This is a genomic window from Solibacillus sp. FSL W7-1464 (assembly GCF_038004425.1).
Taxonomy (GTDB): Bacteria; Bacillota; Bacilli; order Bacillales_A; family Planococcaceae; genus Solibacillus.
The window spans coordinates 3,029,892-3,049,168 of sequence record NZ_JBBORC010000001.1 but is presented as its reverse complement, the minus strand read 5'-3'; the positions used below and the strand labels follow the sequence as shown (position 1 = coordinate 3,049,168).

General features: G+C 38.6%; 16 protein-coding genes and 1 pseudogene. 7 read left to right on the top strand and 10 right to left on the bottom strand.

All coding sequences use genetic code 11. From position 1 onward, the window contains the following. Positions 1-12: 12 nt before the first annotated feature. From MKZ25_RS15160 to MKZ25_RS15145, 4 genes and pseudogenes are all read left to right on the top strand, one after another. Entirely contained in the window at positions 13-801 is a 789-nt protein-coding gene (locus MKZ25_RS15160) for a lysozyme inhibitor LprI family protein (protein ID WP_340802224.1), read from the top strand. 528 nt (positions 802-1,329) lie between these two features. Continuing rightward, positions 1,330-1,839 (top strand): acyl-CoA thioesterase, encoded by a 510-nt coding sequence (locus MKZ25_RS15155; RefSeq protein WP_340802223.1) that lies wholly within the window; start codon positions 1,330-1,332, stop codon positions 1,837-1,839. Positions 1,840-2,295: 456 nt separating this feature from the next. Further along, positions 2,296-3,859: pseudogene (locus MKZ25_RS15150) on the top strand (BCCT family transporter). A 189-nt stretch (positions 3,860-4,048) separates the two neighbouring features. Then, on the top strand, positions 4,049-4,354 hold the full coding sequence (locus MKZ25_RS15145; protein WP_340802222.1) for a DUF3243 domain-containing protein: 306 nt from the start codon (positions 4,049-4,051) through the stop codon (positions 4,352-4,354). An 80-nt stretch (positions 4,355-4,434) separates the two neighbouring features. On the opposite strand, the gene MKZ25_RS15140 is transcribed toward MKZ25_RS15145, so the two are convergent. The 3 genes from MKZ25_RS15140 to MKZ25_RS15130 all read right to left on the bottom strand — a co-directional run bounded on the left by MKZ25_RS15140 (position 4,435) and on the right by MKZ25_RS15130 (position 9,361). Then, complete coding sequence (locus MKZ25_RS15140; protein ID WP_340802221.1) at positions 4,435-6,120, bottom strand: methyl-accepting chemotaxis protein; 1,686 nt, start codon at positions 6,118-6,120, stop codon at positions 4,435-4,437. Positions 6,121-6,715: 595 nt separating this feature from the next. Continuing rightward, the gene (locus MKZ25_RS15135) at positions 6,716-8,365 is read right to left on the bottom strand and encodes a methyl-accepting chemotaxis protein (protein WP_340802220.1); all 1,650 of its coding nucleotides are present in this window, start codon (positions 8,363-8,365) and stop codon (positions 6,716-6,718) included. Positions 8,366-8,386: 21 nt separating this feature from the next. Continuing rightward, positions 8,387-9,361, bottom strand: a complete 975-nt coding sequence (locus tag MKZ25_RS15130) for a BMP family lipoprotein (protein WP_340802219.1) — start codon at positions 9,359-9,361, stop codon at positions 8,387-8,389. Positions 9,362-9,496: 135 nt separating this feature from the next. Between MKZ25_RS15130 and MKZ25_RS15125 the strand changes: the two genes are divergently transcribed. Further along, entirely contained in the window at positions 9,497-9,679 is a 183-nt protein-coding gene (locus tag MKZ25_RS15125; RefSeq protein ID WP_340802218.1) for a hypothetical protein, read from the top strand. Positions 9,680-10,144: 465 nt separating this feature from the next. Further along, positions 10,145-11,848 (top strand): sensor domain-containing diguanylate cyclase, encoded by a 1,704-nt coding sequence (locus MKZ25_RS15120; protein WP_340802217.1) that lies wholly within the window; start codon positions 10,145-10,147, stop codon positions 11,846-11,848. Positions 11,849-11,976: 128 nt separating this feature from the next. Here the strand turns inward: MKZ25_RS15120 and MKZ25_RS15115 are convergent, their stop codons facing one another. From MKZ25_RS15115 to MKZ25_RS15090, 6 genes are all read right to left on the bottom strand, one after another. Then, positions 11,977-12,609: a 3-oxoacid CoA-transferase subunit B gene (locus MKZ25_RS15115; RefSeq protein WP_339195679.1), complete on the bottom strand. Its 633-nt coding sequence runs from the start codon at positions 12,607-12,609 to the stop codon at positions 11,977-11,979. Next, positions 12,609-13,307 carry a CoA transferase subunit A gene (locus MKZ25_RS15110; RefSeq protein ID WP_340802216.1) on the bottom strand — a complete coding sequence of 233 codons (699 nt, stop codon included), beginning with the start codon at positions 13,305-13,307 and terminating at the stop codon, positions 12,609-12,611. The genes MKZ25_RS15115 and MKZ25_RS15110 overlap by 1 nt, the downstream gene beginning before the upstream one ends. Positions 13,308-13,342: 35 nt before the next feature. Beyond that, on the bottom strand, positions 13,343-13,642 hold the full coding sequence (locus MKZ25_RS15105; RefSeq protein ID WP_340802215.1) for an AtuA-related protein: 300 nt from the start codon (positions 13,640-13,642) through the stop codon (positions 13,343-13,345). Continuing rightward, on the bottom strand, positions 13,629-14,954 hold the full coding sequence (locus MKZ25_RS15100; RefSeq protein WP_340802214.1) for an acyclic terpene utilization AtuA family protein: 1,326 nt from the start codon (positions 14,952-14,954) through the stop codon (positions 13,629-13,631). The genes MKZ25_RS15105 and MKZ25_RS15100 overlap by 14 nt, the downstream gene beginning before the upstream one ends. A gap of 10 nt (positions 14,955-14,964) precedes the next feature. After that, positions 14,965-16,257: a CitMHS family transporter gene (locus MKZ25_RS15095; RefSeq protein ID WP_340802213.1), complete on the bottom strand. Its 1,293-nt coding sequence runs from the start codon at positions 16,255-16,257 to the stop codon at positions 14,965-14,967. Positions 16,258-16,362: 105 nt separating this feature from the next. Further along, the gene (locus tag MKZ25_RS15090) at positions 16,363-17,247 is read right to left on the bottom strand and encodes a LysR family transcriptional regulator (RefSeq protein ID WP_340802212.1); all 885 of its coding nucleotides are present in this window, start codon (positions 17,245-17,247) and stop codon (positions 16,363-16,365) included. Positions 17,248-17,500: 253 nt separating this feature from the next. Here MKZ25_RS15090 and MKZ25_RS15085 point away from each other — a divergent pair, with 253 nt between their 5' ends. Continuing rightward, positions 17,501-18,457 carry an ATP-grasp domain-containing protein gene (locus MKZ25_RS15085; protein ID WP_340802211.1) on the top strand — a complete coding sequence of 319 codons (957 nt, stop codon included), beginning with the start codon at positions 17,501-17,503 and terminating at the stop codon, positions 18,455-18,457. Positions 18,458-18,518: 61 nt separating this feature from the next. Here the strand turns inward: MKZ25_RS15085 and MKZ25_RS15080 are convergent, their stop codons facing one another. Next, complete coding sequence (locus tag MKZ25_RS15080) at positions 18,519-19,046, bottom strand: DUF2179 domain-containing protein (RefSeq protein WP_340802210.1); 528 nt, start codon at positions 19,044-19,046, stop codon at positions 18,519-18,521. Positions 19,047-19,277 lie beyond the last annotated feature (231 nt).

Below are 19,277 nucleotides of genomic sequence, written 5' to 3'. Positions count from 1 at the left end.
AAGGAAACCAACATGAAGAAATTAGTAGGAATGTTTACTGCTTGCTTATTGCTAGCCGGCTGCGGTACTGAAAGTGAGGAGCAACTAAAAGACAAGGTCATCGTAGCGTTGGAAGATGAGGAATATGAAAAAGCATTAACACTAATCGAGGAAAGTAGCCAAACCGATGAAGAGACAAATGTTTTCTCTGCACAAATTCAGGAGTTTAAAGAAGTGAAGGATGCAAAGAGTCAGGGCGATTGGGACCGTGTTTTGGAAAAAGCACACCCGCTGCTGGAAAACCCGGAATTGGACATTAGTTTGAAAGAAGAGCTTGAAAACATGATTGTAGAAGCAGAAACGGAAATCAACAACAGCATCCGAGAAAGCTTTGAACAAAATTCAGCGAACGGGGACGAAGAGGGAAACCCACCACCTGGAGTAACCGAAGACCCATTTGTCAGCATGAAGGAAAAGTACCTCGCTAAATTAGTGGATGTAGAAGAAAGTATGAAAAAGTTTGATGAAATTTTCGATCAAGGGACACAAATGGAAATAACAGCAGCCCAAGGTGAAATATTCTCGGAATGGGATAAGCTATTGAATGAAATCTACGCAGATCTAAAAAAAACATTGCCGCCTAATAACATGGGCAAACTACGAGAAGAGCAGCGAGATTGGCTGGAATATCGCGATGAAAAGGCGACAGAGGACGCATTGCAGTATAAAGGCGGATCGATGGAAACACTACAGTACGTAAGCACACAAGCGCAGTTAACAAAAGAGAGATGCTATGAATTAGTCGATTTGTATATGAAATAGGCTGTAGGATTCATTCCTTACAGTCTTCTTATTAAGGCTCTCCAAGATGTTCTAATAAAAAATAAAAAGTTCTAATATCTCAAAAAATCTTCTAATAATATCCGGAACTTCTAATATAATGGCCAACTGTTCTAATAAACCTGTCAGATGTTCAAATAAACCTCTCGAATGTTCTAATAAGACGCCGCCAACTTCTAATATCCGCATTAAATGTTCTAATAAAACCACACACCCGAAAAAATTCAGCAAAAATAAGGGGTAAGTGAAACTTGTTCCGGAATAAACCTGTCAGATGTTCAAATAAACCTCTCGAATGTTCTAATAAGACGCCGCCAACTTCTAATATCCGCCCCAAAACTTCTAATAAAATCCCAACTCCCAATCGAATCAATTAATGACCGACCGAACATAATAAGCAGTATAAAATAATTTAAATTAACATTGATTCTTCAAATGGAATGATTTAATATGGTCAACAAAAGAATTTTTAGAAAATTTAGAATAATATGTGTTGGAGATGATAAAAAAATGGAAGAGTCAAAACCTTGTAATGCCTCGAGAGTCATCCGTTCCAGTCGGGTATTCCCGAATGATTTCAATAACCATAATACGTTGTTTGGGGGCAGGCTGTTGAGCGATATGGACCAAGTTGCCTCAATATCAGCGGCAAAGCATAGCAGGCGCGAATGTGTCACCGCATCGGTTGATACAGTAGAATTTCTAACACCAATCCGTCCGGAGGAAGCCGTTACATTCGAGTCGTTTGTCGTCTGGACAGGGACGAGCTCGATGGAAGTTTTCATAAAAGTATATGCCGAAAATATGCGCACAGGGGAAAGCAAGATTGCGGCGATTTCCTATTTTACATTTATAGCGCTTGATACAGCCGGGAAACCTACTAAAGTCCCGCAAGTTTATCCGGAAACAATCGAAGAACGCTATTTATATGAAAAATCCAAACAGCGTTCAAATTTCCGGAATGAAAAACGGGTTTTCAGTAAAGAGACAGTGAGCTACCTCCGAAAAAATCATGCTTAGGTGGCGTAATTCCACTAATTCATTTAATAGTATTTTCGCGACATGTCCTGCTTTGCAAAAAATAAACCGGAACACTTTGACACTTCTATGCAGTGCTTCAAAATGATCCGTTTGTTATTTCAGTTCATCTTTTTCGAATTGGATGTGAACAAAGCACTGCAGCATATTAACCCCGGATGCGGCAAAGCTTAGGATGGATTTGCCATCTACCCGGGCAAAGAGGCCGTTTGAAGTTGCCGAAATTTCGCTGATTCAGTAACCTTTAGCTGATCAGGCCAGAGAAAAATTTCGAATCGAATGCGTCGATCTGGTATCTTGAAAATAATGAAAAATAGGGGAAAATCCAAATAGCATTGCCAAATAAATTATAGAAAAATAGTAACATTCATAGTAAGGATGTTTAAAAATAGAATAATATGGGTATCTTCTCTTCAATGTACTTAAAGAGGTGAACATATGAAAGGGAAATATTTTTCGAATACTGTATTTACAGTATCAGCAGCATTTATTTTAATTTGTGTTATTTTTGGGAGTGTGGCACCCGATGCCTTTAGTAATATTGCTACATATTTATTTAATTTAACAACCGACTATTTTGGATGGTTTTACTTGCTGTCCGTATTTATTATTATTGTCTTTCTTTTAGTACTGGCAATCTCCAAGTTCGGAAAAATTCGTCTAGGCGGAAAAGATGCAAGACCGGAATTTAAGTTCCATACATGGATTGCGCTACTGTTTGCGGCAGGTCTAGGTATCGGATTAGTTTTCTGGGGTGTTGCCGAACCGATGAGTCATTATTTTAAAACACCGTTTAACGATGTTCAAGCGCAAACAACAGATGCAGCCCGTCTTGCAATGGGCTATGCTTTTTTCCACTGGGGAATTAGCCAATGGTCAGTCTTTGCGATTATCGGGTTAGTCATGGCCTATATGCAATTCAACAAAAAAAAGGGATTTATTAATATCCACAGCGTTAGAGCCTGTCACAGGGACAAATCGCGGTATTAAAAATACGGTTGATATTTTGGCTGTAATTGCCACAGTAATGGGTGTTGCGACATCTATCGGCTTAGGTGTTCTGCAAACGAACGGTGGCTTAAATGCCGTCTTTAATATACCGATTTCCATTTGGGTGCAAGTGGCAATTATAGGTATAGTTTTCATTGGATATATGGCATCTTCTATTAGCGGTCTGCAAAAGGGGATTCGTATATTAAGTAATGTAAACATGTACTTGGCCCTGATCTTGCTATTATTTGTTTTTGTTACAGGTCCTACAGTGTTCATAATGGAAAGTTTCGTTTTAGCAATCAGTGATTATATTACGAATTTCGTACAGTACAGCTTACGTTTACAGCCGTATGCAGGGGGCACTTGGGTAAAGGATTGGACAATTTTCTACTGGGCATGGGCGATTGCCTGGTCACCTTTCGTCGGGTCTTTCGTAGCGCGCGTATCGAGAGGACGTACAATCCGTGAGTTTATCGTCGGTGTTTTGATCATTCCGCCGGTTATCTCTTGTTTCTGGATTGCGGTATTTGGCGGTTCAGCACTTTACTTTGATCTGAACAAAGGCACAACAATTGCCGAAGCGGTTGATACTGATTTGACTGTTGCCTTATTCCTTATGCTGGAGCAACTTCCGTTAACAACGATTGCCTCCATTCTGGGGATTGTTTTAATCGTGATTTTCCTGATTACATCAGGAGATACAGCGACATTTATTATGGCCAGTATGACAGATAAAGGGACAATGAACCCTCACAACAGATTAAAAGTTATCTGGGGTGTATTGATCGCTGCGATAGCAAGTGTACTATTATTTTCAGGTGGACTTGAAGCGCTGCAAACTGCTTCACTCATTTCGGCTCTGCCATTTACCGTCGTTATGCTCTTACTCATCGTCTCCTTCTTTAAGATGATTCGACATGAAGTCATTCCTATTACAAAGCGGGATGTACGCCGGCATAAACGGATTATGGAGCAGATTGAAAAAAATGATAACCAACCTAAAAAATAGCTCATATGCTATGTAAAAACGGGCACTGCACACTCATAGGTGAAGCGGTGCCCATTTTTTTATAATGACTGTTATGTAGCGCAACATAATAATTTAAATTTAGAAGATTTTTTAAAATAAAGTTTAATAACAAAGGAGGCGGGTAATTGTTAGGGGAACGCCAAAACACAATCTAGGAGGAATTACAAAATGAGTGAAATGAATAACATTAACAAGAAACTTGATGAATTATCTCCAGAAAAAAAAGATCAGATTTTAGAAAGCTTTTCAACGTTCAAAAGCTATTTGAACGACCAGCTTGCTAAAGGTGAACGACTAGGTTTGAGCGATGACATGTTGGCAAAAGGCGCCAAGTTTGTAGCGGATCATTTAGCTAAAAACGAAGAACCTCGAAACAGTGAAGAAAAAGTGCTGCAGGAATTATGGAAAGTAGCAGATGAAAGCGAAAAGAAATCATTGGCAAGTGTGCTAGTGAAAATGGTACAAGCTGATTAATTAGTTGGATAAGAGTTTAGTAGAATCCAATAATGCAAATAGACGCAAAAGCTGATATTCCAGCTTTTGCGTCTTTAACTTTACACTTTAAATTGATTGATTTGTTCTTGAACTCCTACAGCACCTTCGCTCAATGATTGGGCGACTATGTTAATTTCCTGCATTGTAGCAGTTTGCTCTTCAACTGCTGATTGGACAATACCGACCTCTTCAGCAGCCCCATTAGCTGCATGAGCCATTTCAGTAATAGATGCTGCAACTTCTTCGGTACTTGCGGAAATTTGTTCGGATGATGCAGAGACTTCCTGGATTTGGGCAGTCATTTCCGAGATAGAATCGACAATATGATTAAATGAAACTTGCGCATTTTGTAAGTAGACAACACCTTGATCGACGTTGTGAACCGTTGTATTAACGCTTTCTTCAACTTCTCTCGTATCTACTTGAATTGTCGATGTTAAGCTGGCAATTTGTGACGCCGAGTTTTTCGATTGCTCTGCCAGTTTACGCACTTCATCAGCGACAACGGCAAACCCTTTACCATGTTCTCCTGCACGGGCAGCTTCAATTGCCGCATTTAGCGCAAGCAAGTTTGTCTGATCTGTTATATCCGTAATTACTTTTGTAATATTTTCGATTTCGGCAGATTGTCTGCTCAGTTGCTTAATTTTCTCTCTTGTTTCATGAGAAGATTGCTGGATAACGGCCATTTGCTGTTCAGCTGTCTGTAATGTATTACCGCCTTCTCCTGCAATAGTATGCATGTCCATCGCATGTGAGTTCAATACTTGCGCGGCTTCAGCGATTCTGCTTACACCTTGGGCAGTCTCATCCATGGCGATCGCACAATCATTTCCGATTGCTGCCGCATGACTGCCGCCCTCAGCAACAGTTTCAACACGTTTCGCAATATCTGCAGAAGCGGCCGACACTTCATCGGTACTGCTCGCCAGCTGTTCCGAAGCAGCTGTTGTACTTGAAACATTCAGCGATACATTACTGATTAATTCGGCAAGATTGGCTTTCATTGCATTAAAGGCAGTTGCAAGTTCGCCAATTTCATCTTTTGTTTTAACCTGAATATCTTCCTCACGTAAATCGCCGTCTGCAATTACATTTGCCGCCATTGTTAACCTGCGTAACGGACGGGTAATGCTGAGTGTAATAAAAATACCTAAGATTGATGCTAGTAAAACACCGATAACGGAAATGATAATCAGCAGCTTTTCACTCAAACTTGCAGTTGCTGTCGTTTCCTCGCTTGTTTTATGCATTTGTTCTTTTTGGAAATCAACCATCTCGGTTATTGTTTCCAGAATGGTACGGTTAGTTGGTACTGCGAACTCGAATAGCACATTGTACGCTTTATCTGTTTCATCGCTATCCACATAGTCAATAACTTCTGATACATAGTCATTATATAAAGCTTGATTTTCTTTTAAAATGTTGACTTTTTCCTTCATGTCTTCAGTTACGAATAATCCTTCAATTGCGCCGATTGTAGTTGCAATCATTTCTTTCTGAGAAGTAAGGCTTTCTAAATCAGCTGGGTCCTGGCGTAAAACATATGAGCGGAGATACAGCCCTTGTAATGATGTCGCATTCTGGATTGCCGATAGTTCAGTTACTTTGTATACTCGATCATCAATTACGTATGAAAAGTTTTCATCGATTTCTGTCAATTTAATGGCGGAAAAAGTTGAGAGAAAAATAATAATCAAAATAACGATACCAAAGCTACCGAACAGTTTCTTTCCGATATTCATAATCTTAAAGTCCTCCATATTGTCCAAGTTAGAATCTAGTAATAACTTCGGTTGGAATTTTAAGTACTTAAGTCTATTTTTTACAGGATGTAGTAGTTATTTAGTCCGAAAATGAAGTTTAGTATTTAAATGACGATTCTGCTGTTTTAAATAGGATATTTCGTCATATAAAATTTTTTATGGATGGGATCGGATTACTGGCGATGGATTTTCTAATATATAGCAGGGATATTCTAATAAAGTGAAAAGTTATCTAATAAAAGTCTCATCTTCTAAAATAATGGACGGATGTTCTAATAAGTGTCCGGGAAGTGCTAATAAACTCAGTTAATGTTCTAATAACTAAACGCGATCTTCTAATATCTCATGCAATTCTTCTAATAAAATACGAAACCGTATCCCGTAAACCGCTTAATAATCAAACTTCGCCATACTTAAAGCCCATATATTGAAAACTTCTAATAAACGTTGCAGATGTTCTAATAACTACCTGAGATCTTCTAATATCAGCAATAATTCTTCTAATAAACCCAACCCAACCGAACCAGCCCCAATAAAAAAACCGAAACCCTATAAAAGGATTTCGGAAATTCAATCAAGTTCTAAACTTCGCCACAATACCTTGCAGCTCTTCGGCAAGGTGGGCAAGCGACCCTGCAGCAGTATTTACTTCGGACATCGAGGCAAGCTGCTGTTCTGAAGCGGATGCAACCGACACAGCATTGTCTGCCGTAGTTTCGGAAACGGCCGCCATCTCAAGTGATTGCTCTGACACCGATTCCATTTTCGAATGAATACTGTCAGAAACAGCAGTAATCTCGTTTACCTGATCTTGTACTTGACCGATAATCGCCAAAATTTCGTCAAATGTTGCCTTCGTATCGTGCGAGATTGTAATACCCGCATTGACACGTTCCTTCACTTGCTGAATTGATGAAACAGTTGTTGTCGTATCGTTTTCAATTTCACCTGCAATTCGTGAAATATCGGATACGGACTGCTTCGTCTGCTCAGAAAGCTTTTTCACTTCATCTGCGACAACGGCAAAACCTTTACCAGCTTCACCGGCACGCGCTGCTTCAATAGCCGCATTCAGTGCCAGCAAGTTCGTCTGATCGGAAATATCCTGTACAAGCTTTAATATATTGACAATCTCAGTCGTACGGCTGGCAAGAAGCGTTAAAGAATCCGCTGTTTCTTCTACTGTAGTTTGAATGAGATTCATTTGAGAGACAGTATTTTCTACATACACCGAACCTTTTTCGATTTTTTCATTTGTTGAAACAGACAGTGCTGTCGCATGATCAGCCTGTGCTGCAATTTCTTCTGCCTCTTCCAATACTTTTTGTGCAAAGTCGGCAGAGGAGCTCGACATTACTTTTTGCTTGTCCGCTGCATCCGAAACATTTTGAATGGAAGTGGAAATCAGCTCTGTGCCAAGCATTGTTTCATCGGCACTGGCCATCAGCTCCTCGGCAGATGCTGCAACCTGGTCTGAACTGTCCGATACATGCGTGATGATTTCCTTTAAATTGCCTGTCATCTGGCGGAATGAAGTCTGCAGTTCGCCAACTTCATCATCCGCATCCTGATCTTCAAACTGCACATTTAAATTTCCGGCAGCAATTTCTTTAGCACCTGCTGTTAATCGACCGATGCGGCCAACAATTCTGTTAGTGAAATACAGGGCCGACACGACACTTACGATAATGAGTGCAATGGCCGAAATGATGGAAATCCATGTAATAGTATTAATTTTATTGCCAAGCTCTTGCTGCATCGTGGTATAGTTTGCACTGACATCACGTTTCAGCTCGATTACATCATTGACGATTCCTCGTGTCCGCTGGGATTGACGCTTAATTTCCGCGACATTTGTTTCCTGTAGGGAAGCGGCAGTCGCTTCGGAAATTTTCGCGAATTTTTCTTCAAACTGTGCACTGATCTGACGTTGGCGTTCTGTTGAAAAACTGCCTTGCAGACTTTTATAAACTTCTTCAGTTCGCGCTAAATCTGTTTCAATATTATATTTGTTGTTTTCGGATACATTGATCGAATAGACGCTTAATGACTTTTGCAGGCTTTGAACCGAGCTGTTTAATTCTTCAACGGCAACTAAGGAATCCACGACTTCTTCCGTAGATGCATTCAGGCTCATCAGCTGGCTAATATTATAGCCGATAATACAGACAGCCAGCAGCAGCGGTAACAACGCCAACATTAATATTTTCTGTTTTAATTTCACTGTTGTACGATCTCCTTTCTTCTATTTAATCATCACTTGACCGTCCGCAAGCTCCTGCTGTAATTGTTCGATTTGTTTTTGTTCCTGTGCAGTTAAATTCACGACACGGATTGGGGCAAGGCTCACACCATTTTCTTTAATACCGAGCACTTTATCTTTTTCCGAAAGTACCCCTGTTTCCGCAACTTCTTTAATGGCCTGATAAACGGCCGTATCAACCTGTTTTAACATCGAAGAAACAATCGTATCTTCTGCAAGGAAAAACTGGTCGCTGTCCACACCGAATGCATGTACCCCGGCTTCCTGTGCCGCTAAAATAGAACCAACGCCTGTAAAGCCTGCAGCTGGATAGATATAGTCCGCACCTTGCTCAATCATTTCACGTGCAATGGAAGCACCAAGCTGATCATCACCGAAATCACCAGCATAAACGGATAACAATTCTATGTCGGGATTTACATGTTTGGCACCTGCTTTAAACCCGGTTTCGAAACGCTCGATTACTTCATTTTCTAATCCACCGATAAATCCGATCGTATTACTTTCAGATTTCATTGCAGCGAGTGCACCTATTAAATAGGAACCTTCGTTTTCTTTAAATGTTATATTATGAATATTCGGCAAGTCAGACACTGCATCGATCAGTAAAAAATGCTCATCCGGATAAGCTGCAGCAACTGTCTCCATATCTTCCTGGACCGTAAATCCGATCCCAATGATCAGATCCTGACCTTCTTCAACGAGTTCTTCCAAGCCTTGTTTATATGTACCGGTAAATTCAAGTTCACGGTAATCAAATGTTATATCTAATTCATCACGTGCTTTCTCAAGACCTTCAAAAGCAATATCGGAAAACGACTGATCACCAAGTCCCGCATCTGACAGCATGACACCAATTTTAACCCGTTCCTTCGTCTCGTCCTCTGACTTCTGTGAGCAGGCAGAGAGCACGACTACAACGAGAAGACTCATTAAAAACAACCATCTTCTTTTCATTCCATCAGTCCTTTACTTAATACATTATGAAGAAGTTCGACCTCCAACATTTTCAATTTTAACGTATACCTGTCATTTAATAAATGAAATAAAAAAATTATGCAGAAAATTAACAATTATTGGGAGACTTTTTCCTTGAAGTGGATTTTATTAGAACAAACCGGTGGGATATTAGAAGAAGTGCAAGGGATATTAGATAATCGGACGGTCATATTAGAACAACAGGCGACCTTATTAGAACATCAGTCGAATATATTAGAAAATCGTAACTTTATTAGAAGAAATAAAAATATATTAGAACTTCACAAAATATATTAGAACATCTAGTAAATCGAAAACCCTGAAAATAAACAGAAATCGCGAAATCAATGTGAATACCTTTTTAGAGCAGGGCTATCAAAAAATATATGTGGATGTATTAGCAGCTAATAAAACAAAACAGTTTTATCAATATTATGGGGCTGAGTATGTCAAAACTTTTCAATAAAATGTAGTAGGTAAGACATTGGATGAAAAAACTTATATATGAAACAATATAGAAAAAGTAAACTAACAGTCTAAAAAAAGATTTACAATTTTTGTATTATTTCAAATAATATTATTGAATATTTGTATAATTATGTTATTATTTTACAGTATGGTATAGCTAAAAACCTATAAATCGAATAATCATTAGGATAATAGAAACAAAAAGTTAGGAAGTAAAACATGCTACATTCCTTAGTAATCATGATATACTAATATTTGTCAGACATTTCAGTCAAAAAGATAAGGGGGCCCGGTATGGAATTTAATCGAAGAACAAAACAGAATGTAATATTGCTTTGGGTAGCTACTGGACTCCCCCTTATGTACGGATTATATTTTCTGTTTCCAAGTCAGCCAATTGACTGGGAAATTTTCGTGTATTTATCGATATTCGCGCTTATTACAACAGCGATACCATTCCAAATCGGAAACACCACCATTATTCTTTCTCAATGGGTGACATTGGCCGCGTTTTTGCTGTACGGGGTCGGGGCAGAAATGCTCATCGTCCAGTTAAGTATTTTACCGATTATTTACCAGATGAGAAATCATAAAGATGCGTTTTACCGCATAATTTTTACTTCCTGGATGTTTGCCTATACGTCGTTTTTCGCTGCAGGTATTGTCCATTTAGCAGGGTTTGAAGTAGGGAATACGAATTTAACGCACTTGTTGCTTTACGGAACAGTTTTTGTCGTGTTGCACATGTTTATCAATCATACGATTTTGTATTTGCGCGATCGATTTACAGGGGAAAACGAAAAGTTTTTCAGTGAGCATTTACTATGGGATTATGGGAGTGCTACCATTACGATTCCATTTGCCGTTACATTGGTCATCCTGATTAATGGGATCGGGGCACCGGCAATTTTCCTGCTCGGCATTCCATTTTTTGCGATAACGTTTATTGCAAAAATGTACAATATTTCGGAACGGGTCAACTACTCGCTCAGTAAAGCAAGCGAGTTTGGCCATGAGCTGGCAGACAGGCTAAGCGCACAGCAAATTATTGAGCTGTTTATGCACCGCGTGAGTCAGCTTTTTACACACGATGCAATGTATCTTGTCGATAATATTCTAGATAAATATGTAATTCTGCGTGCTAGAGTAGATGGAAAAGATATTGAAATTCAGGCTGATTCAGATTCGATCCGGGATTCCTTTATTCATATTTGCTTCCAGACAGAAGACAAAAAAGTGTTCTCCAGTTCAAAAGAATGGGAAAAAGATGCCCCGGATTTCCTTCCTTCCGATATGAACAGTGTCATGATTGTTCCGATACACCGCAACCAAAAAACGGAAGGAACACTGATTTTAACGGCACGCAAAAAGAATGCTTTTGAAAAGTATCAGATGGATATCGTGCACTTGCTATCGACGTATTTTGCCGTGTCACTGGAAAAAGCGAAATACTTCAGTGCGGCGGTTGAGAAGAGTGAGACTTGTGCCTTAACAGGTCTATATAATTATCATTATTTAGATAAAATGCTTGTAATAGAGCAGGAGCGGATTCAGGCAAATCCACATCTGCAGTTTTCATTGTTAATGATGGATATTGATTATTTTAAACGTATAAATGATACGTATGGCCATCATGCGGGAAATGTCATCCTTCAAAATTTTGCTGGATTACTGGAAAATTTCGTTCCAGAAGGGGCAGTTTTAGCAAGGTATGGGGGAGAGGAATTTGTCATGCTTCTACCGCATATGACGAAGGAAGAGGCCGTCCAATTAGGTGAAGAGATTCGTCATTGTGTAGAAGAAACACCATTTTTAATTGAATCTGATTTAGCCGAAGACGGTCAGAAAGAGCTGGTATTTATTACAGTGAGTATCGGAGTTTCCAATGTACCGGATGACACGGATGAGACGAAAGGGCTTTTACGCAATGCCGACCGTGCACTTTATATCGGTGCAAAACAGGCAGGGCGTAATAAAGTTGCTGAGTATTCACGTTAGAAAAATCCCTCAAGATTTTTTCCTTGAGGGATTTTTCCATTATAGTATTTGTCGATTCGTGTTACTTTTTCAGTGAAAAATATAAAGCGTAATAGTGTATCCGAAAAGGTCAATGTGAGGATAGGTTCTTATAGTGCATTAATAAAAGATGCCTCAGTTTTTTCGATGACTTCTTCCACTGTAACACCTTCCTGTAATCCAACTAAAGTCATTTGATCATCTTTAAAATCAAATACGGCTAAATCAGTAATCAAGCGATGTACAACACTTCTTCCTGTCAGGGGTAAAGAACATTCTTTTTTTACTTTAGATTCACCGTATTTGTTAGTATGTTCCATAATGACAATTACCTTTTTAGCGCCTACGACTAAATCCATAGCACCGCCCATACCTTTTACAACTTTTCCGGGTATCATCCAGTTGGCAAGGTCGCCTGATTGTGAAACTTCCATGCCACCTAAAATTGCTAAATCAATATGTCCGCCGCGAATCATGCCAAAGCTGGTGGCACTATCAAAATAAGCTGCGCCTGGTCTTGCTGTAACAGTTTCTTTGCCGGCATTAATCAGATCTGCATCGACTTCATCTAAGGTTGGATAGGGTCCTATTCCAAGTAAGCCATTTTCAGATTGTAAAAATACATTGAAATCTGAAGGGATTTCATTGGCGATAAGTGTTGGCATTCCAATTCCTAAATTTACATACATCCCATCTTCAATTTCCTGGACGGCAGTTTTAATAATCTTCGTGCGTGAATCCATTAGTTTTCCTCCCTTAGCATCATACGTTCAATGCGTTTTTCAAAATGGGGGCTATGAATAATACGTTGAACATAAACACCCGGTAAGTGGATTTCATCAGGATTTAAATCACCAATTTCTACAAGTTCCTCTACCTCGACAATGGTAATTTTACCGGCAGTCGCCACAAGAGGGTTGAAATTACGGGATGTTTTTCGGAATTGTAAATTACCGGATTTATCTGCTTTCCAAGCTTTTACAAGAGCAAAGTCTCCCTGAATTGCATTTTCCAATATATACGGTTTTCCGTTAAATTCTTTCACTTCTTTACCTTCTGCAACTGGGGTACCGACACCGGTTGCTGTATAAAACCCGGGGATTCCTGCGCCGCCTGCTCGGATCCTTTCCGCTAAAGTTCCTTGGGGAGTTAGCTCTACATCTAATTCACCAGATAAAAATTGCTGTTCGAATGTTTTATTTTCACCAACATAAGAAGCAATCATCTTTTTAATTTGACGTTTTTTTAAAAGGATACCAAGACCAAAGTCATCTACCCCGCAATTGTTGCTGACAACTGTTAAATCTTTGATATTCTTTTTTTGAACAGCACTGATAAGGTGTTCAGGAATACCGCAAAGGCCAAATCCACCTACTAATAATGTTGTGCTATCTTTAATATCTTCAACAGCCTTATCAAAAGATTCAAAAACCTTATTCATAAACTAGCCTCCTAAATAGCTATAACTTTTAATGCTTACACTTCTAATTCAAGAAGGGAGTAACTTAATGATTTACCATGTGTATCCATTGTTAAAGAGGTAGTAACGCCTGTATCAAGTGCTTGGTGGCAAATAAATTGAATAGCGCCAATAGATTCAAGTACATATCGCTCAATTTCGCCTAATACGATTCCTTCGAGATGTTGTTTTAACACATCCACTGTAAGTTTTTCTACTAGAAGCGGCAGATCCTCCTGTTTATAGGCAATGACTGACATCGTCAAAGAATTACCTTTATCACCGGTTCTGCAATGTGCTAAGTTATACAGTTTCATTAGAATTACACTCCTTAAACAACGTATTCAGCACTACTTCCTGTTCATCAATAAATGTTGAAACGATACCTACTAATTCCACTACGTTCTTACGTGCACCGCCGCCTCCAGCAGGCCCATTCGTATATAATGCCTCTACTTCTTCTCCTACAAGGCTCGCATAGTTCGGATTATTTGTTTTTCCGGCAATTCTAAGACGGATTTCATATGGATCGGTATCTCTAAATTCTTTACGATGTGCTGAATTGAGTCCAATTAAATCTACACGGAAATCAGAGTATAAATGCCCGATACGTGTACGAATTATTTCTCCGGCAAATTTTGCACGAGCAACAGCATTGGGTCCTGCATAAGTAATTTCGCCTTCACCGATCAATCCTGCATTATATCCGATGCTGACTTTCAGCGTTTCGGGTTTTCCTACTGCAGAAACCCCGGATACTTTAATGTGATCTTTTTTTAAATACTCAAATTTTACTTTTGAAAAATCAGCGATAATATCAGGAGTATAGTAGGCATGTGGATTCAATACCTCATAAAGCAGCTGTTCCTTCATCGTCGCAAGGCTAAGCTCGCCACCTGTTCCCTCAACTTTACTGAATATAGCTGTCCCGTCTGAATCTATATCGGCAAACGGGAATCCGAGTGTTGCCATACCTTCTATATCCTTAATGCCTGGATCTGCAAAGTATCCGCCCGTGAGCTGTCCTGCACATTCCAATAAATGACCAACGACTGTGCCTTGAGCAATTTTATCTAATTCGTCCAGCGACCATCCGAATTCATGAATCATTGGTGCAACGAATAGGGATGGATCTGCTACGCGTCCTGTAATGATGATTTGGGCATCAGACTTTAGGGCATCCAATAAAGCTTTAGCCCCAATATAGGCATTAGCTGAAAGAATCTCATCATAATCCCCGAGCTTTTTCCCCGACTCCCAAATATCATAGTTGTCAGTCAGTTTACTTAAAACATCATCACCAGTAACGATGGCTACTTTTACATTGATATTTAGTTCTTGTGCAATGGAAATGATTTTTTCGGCCCCGGCAATGGGGTTGGCAGCACCCATATTTGAAATAATGCGCGTTTTCTTGTTTGCTAATTTTGGTAAAAGAGAACGCATTCTTTTTTCTAACAAGGGATCATAGCCTAAATTGTTGTTTGCAAGCTTTCTTTTTTGAGCCAAGGCAATTGTTCTTTCCGCCAAACATTCCAATACTAAATAATCTAAATTACCTTTTTCCAATAGTATTTCTGCCGGTTCAATACGGTCTCCGGCAAACCCTGTTCCTACACCTATTCTCATGCTTTTCACCTCAAATTGAAATTGCTCCGATTAATAATGCAACAACAGTCATAACAATCGTTGTCATGAATGCCCATTTAAAAATAAACTTTTGATGATCTACTAAATCAACTTGCGCCAATCCTATTAAAATAAAAGTTGAAGCCGTCAGTGGACTTAAAGGGAAACCTACTGTCATTTGACCTAATATTGCAGCGCGTCCGATTTCAAATGGATCAATGCCCAAGTTTGCAGCGGTTTCAGCAATAACGGGTAACACGCCGAAATAATATGCATCTGGTGTGAATACTAAACTAAGGGGCATCGATGTAATGGCTACTAGAACTGGTAAAAATCTTCCCATAGATTCTGGTATTAAACTAACAAATGCCAAAGCCATCTCTTCAATCATTCCAGTACCATTTAAAATCCCCGTAAATATACCCGCTGCGAAAATCATCGTAGCGACCAGAATAACACTGCTGGCATGTGCAGCAATTCGGGATTGCTGATCTTTTTGGTTTGGATAGTTCACCATAAGTGCTATTACAAAAGCAATGATAAATACCACAGGCATCGGCAACCATGCACCAACTAGTAGTACAAGCAACGCAATTGTTAAAAGAAGATTGAACAGTACAAGTTTTGGACGACGATATTTCATTTCTTCTTCAGATAAATTCAATTGCAGCTCTGTTTCTTCAAGTGTTAAAACACCTAAACGCTTACGTTCTTTTCTTCCTATTAAATAAGAAGCGAATAATACCCAAGCAATTCCTGCTATCATTGCGGGGATAACAGGGTTAAATATGTCACTAGCTTCTCCGCCCAATACTGTCATGGCACGGGCTGTCGGACCGCCCCATGGCACAATGTTCATAACACCAGCCCCAAGAGCAACTACACCGGCCAATACTAGTCTGCTGATTCCTAAACGATTATAAATAGGCAGCATCGCTGAGATTGTAATGATGAATGTTGCAGAACCATTCCCATCTAAGTGAACAAGCATTGCTAGTACAGCTGTACCCATTACTACTTTAAGAGGATCACCTTTGACTAATTTTAAAATAAAGCGAATCATAGGATCGAATAATCCAGCATCTAACATAATACTAAAGAATAAAATCGCAAATACTAACATTATTCCAGTTGGGGCAACGGTAGTTAAACCGTTCAGCATCATTTCCCCTAGGTCTAACCCGAACCCGCCAATTAATCCGAAGACTATTGGTACTAAAACTAACGCAACTATAACTGATACTTTTTTAGAAAAAATTAGAATCAAAAAAATTCCGATAGTTAAAAACCCTAATAAAGCCATATGTAATTCCTCCGTTTTTTGCTCTAAATTTAATTAAAATTCTATATTATGTATGAAAAATAGTAAAATGAATAAAGAGACTTCTTAGTATTCCGAAATGGAATACTAAGGTTTAAAGGAATCTATTTTATTAATAAAACTTTGTAGAGCGAAGGATTTATAGGAGTCTTTCAAAGTAATGAAAACTAATGACCATAAGAGTGGTTTCCCTTTTAATTTAATTAATTTAATATCAGGATTCACATTTTTGGAATAGATGGATTTTGGCAATAATGTAACAGCATTATGGGAGGCTGTAAGTTCCAAAATCAAATCCCATTGAGAGCTTTTATATAAAATGTTTGGGAAAAAACCATTTGCTTTACATGCATTGATGATATAGTCATGTAATGTGAATTCCTCGGAGAAAATTATGAACTTTTCATTTTTTAATTCTGAAATCGCAAGTTCTGAACGATTTGCTAAAGGGTGATTCTTGTTTAAAAAAACATAAAATTCATCCTCAATAAAGGGATAAAAGTTGTAATCATCTTTTGTTAAGTGAGTTTTTACAATAAGGGCAATATCAACTTTCCCATCATTTAAAATTTGTTCTAATTTTTTTGCACCACGTTCGAACAATTCAATTTTAATATTGGCATGTGATTCATAATATTCTTTTGCGATTTTAGGGAAAAATAATGTTCCTATCAACTGTGGAATGCCTAACAGGATTTTTCCGTGCTCAATATTTTTCGTTTGATTAATCAATAAATGGAGATCATTTACAGAGTTAATAATCTCGCGGCCTTGTTGATAAACGATTTTCCCGATATCTGTTAGGTGTATTTTGTTTTTTATACGGATAATTAGCTGGCTCTCAAATTGAGTTTCCAATCGTTTAACACTTTTACTTAAAGATGATTGTGTAACATACATTTCTTCGGCAGCTTTTGTGAAACTACTATGATCGACAACTTTAATAAAGTTTTTCAAATCTCTTATTTCCATAATGTCCATCCCCTTAATGCCATAAATAATAGAAATATTAGTAAATTTATGGCTATATAATGTATAATATCATTTTTTGAATATGAATTTTGGTAATATGGATGATGTTTTCTTTTAACGTAGCAGAGCAATTATTTTTAAGTAATAAACTTAAATCATACTAATTTCATATGAATTAATGTATGATGGAAGTACAATTTTAAAGTTGGAAAATTCTGTTTAACAGTTTGAAAGAGTATCGGAGGAATGGAAGATGGCAAAAATTTACGTAATCCATGAAAATGACGATTGGACGCGTCACTTAGTAAATCGTTTAGAGGAATTGAAATTACCATATGAAACCTGGCATTTGGACGAGGGGATTGTCAACTTGACAGAGGCTCCACCAGAAGGCGTATTCTATAACCGAATGAGTGCCTCATCACATACGCGTGATCACCGTTATGCACCTGAACTGACAGGAGCAGTACTGGACTGGCTTGAATTCCACGGAAGAAAAGTATTGAACGGCAGCAATGCACTACGTTTGGAGTTGAGTAAAGTAAAGCAGTATACGGCACTGGAAAAGCATGGAATTAAAACTCCGAAAACTATTGCCGCTGTAGGGAAACAGCAAATTATTGAAGCAGCAAAAGCACTGAATATTGTGCCGTTTATTACGAAGCATAATCGTGCAGGGAAAGGATTGGGTGTTCAGCTGTTCTATTCGATCGCTGCACTTGAAGAGCATTTAGCGAAGCCGGACTATGAAGAGCCGGTTGATGGAATTGTGCTGATTCAGGAATATATCGAATCGCCTGAATCATACATCACACGTGTTGAATTTATCGGCGGCGAGTATTTCTACTCAGTGCAAGTGGATACATCGGAAGGATTTGAGCTTTGTCCTGCAGACGTATGCCAAATTGGCGATCTGTTCTGTCCTGTAGGGGAAGAGCCGAAAGAGCAGCGTGCAAAATTTGAAATCGTCGAAAACAACGAAACAAAGCTGCTTGAAAACTATGCGAATTTCCTGAAAGACAGTGGAATTGATGTAGCAGGCATTGAATTTATCCGCAATGTAAATGGAGAAGTATTCACGTATGATGTTAACACAAATACGAACTACAACCCGGATGCAGAGGCAAAAGAAGAGAAGTATGCAATGCTGCAGCTTGCGAAGTTTTTAGGTCAGGAACTTGAAAAAGTAACAGCTCATAAAGTGAAATAAAAAGAAAAGTCCAATGAAGGGGAGAGTGCAGTACTGCACTTTCTTCGTTCATTGGACTTTTTTACTTATGTTTCTTATGCTGCTTCATTCGTTTTACTAAGAAACCGCCTTTAAACGATTTCGGTTCATAGGAAATAATAAACGCTGATGGCTCATGGTGCTGAACAAGCATAAATAATTCCTTTTCACGATTCCGTTTTGTTAAAATTTCATATTTATAGCGCTGGCTGTCACGGCCTTCACCAACGTACGTCGTTACCGCAAATCCTTCATTTCTCATAACTTGTATCAGTTCTTCATTGCGGATTTGCGTGTTGATCGTTACATAAATATAACCAATCGCAAGCTTTTGTTCGATGCGCGTCCCGATAATAATCCCCAGACCAAAACCGACCGCATAAACGACCATTGCAAGAAAACCTTGGTCGCCGCTGAAAACTAAAGACAGACCAAATACATAGATGAGCATTTCAACGATTCCGATCATGGATGCGAGCGTTGTAATATTTTTAACTAAAAAAATTGTACGCAGTGTAAATAAAGGAACGTAAAGTAATTGTAATAATAGTATAAGCAAAATTTCTTTCATCAAATCGAATCCTTTTCTTTAAATAATTATGCTCATCATAATATGTACACTCTTACTATGCAATAGATAAGATTATATAGTGAGACATGGCTCCAACATACTATTTATCTTGCCTATTACCACTTTTCCCAATAAAGAATACTCTATGCAAAATTTCTCAAAAAAAACATAACTTATATGTTTACCCATCCCTCTTTTGTGGGAAACATATATGAGGATAATTAATAGCAA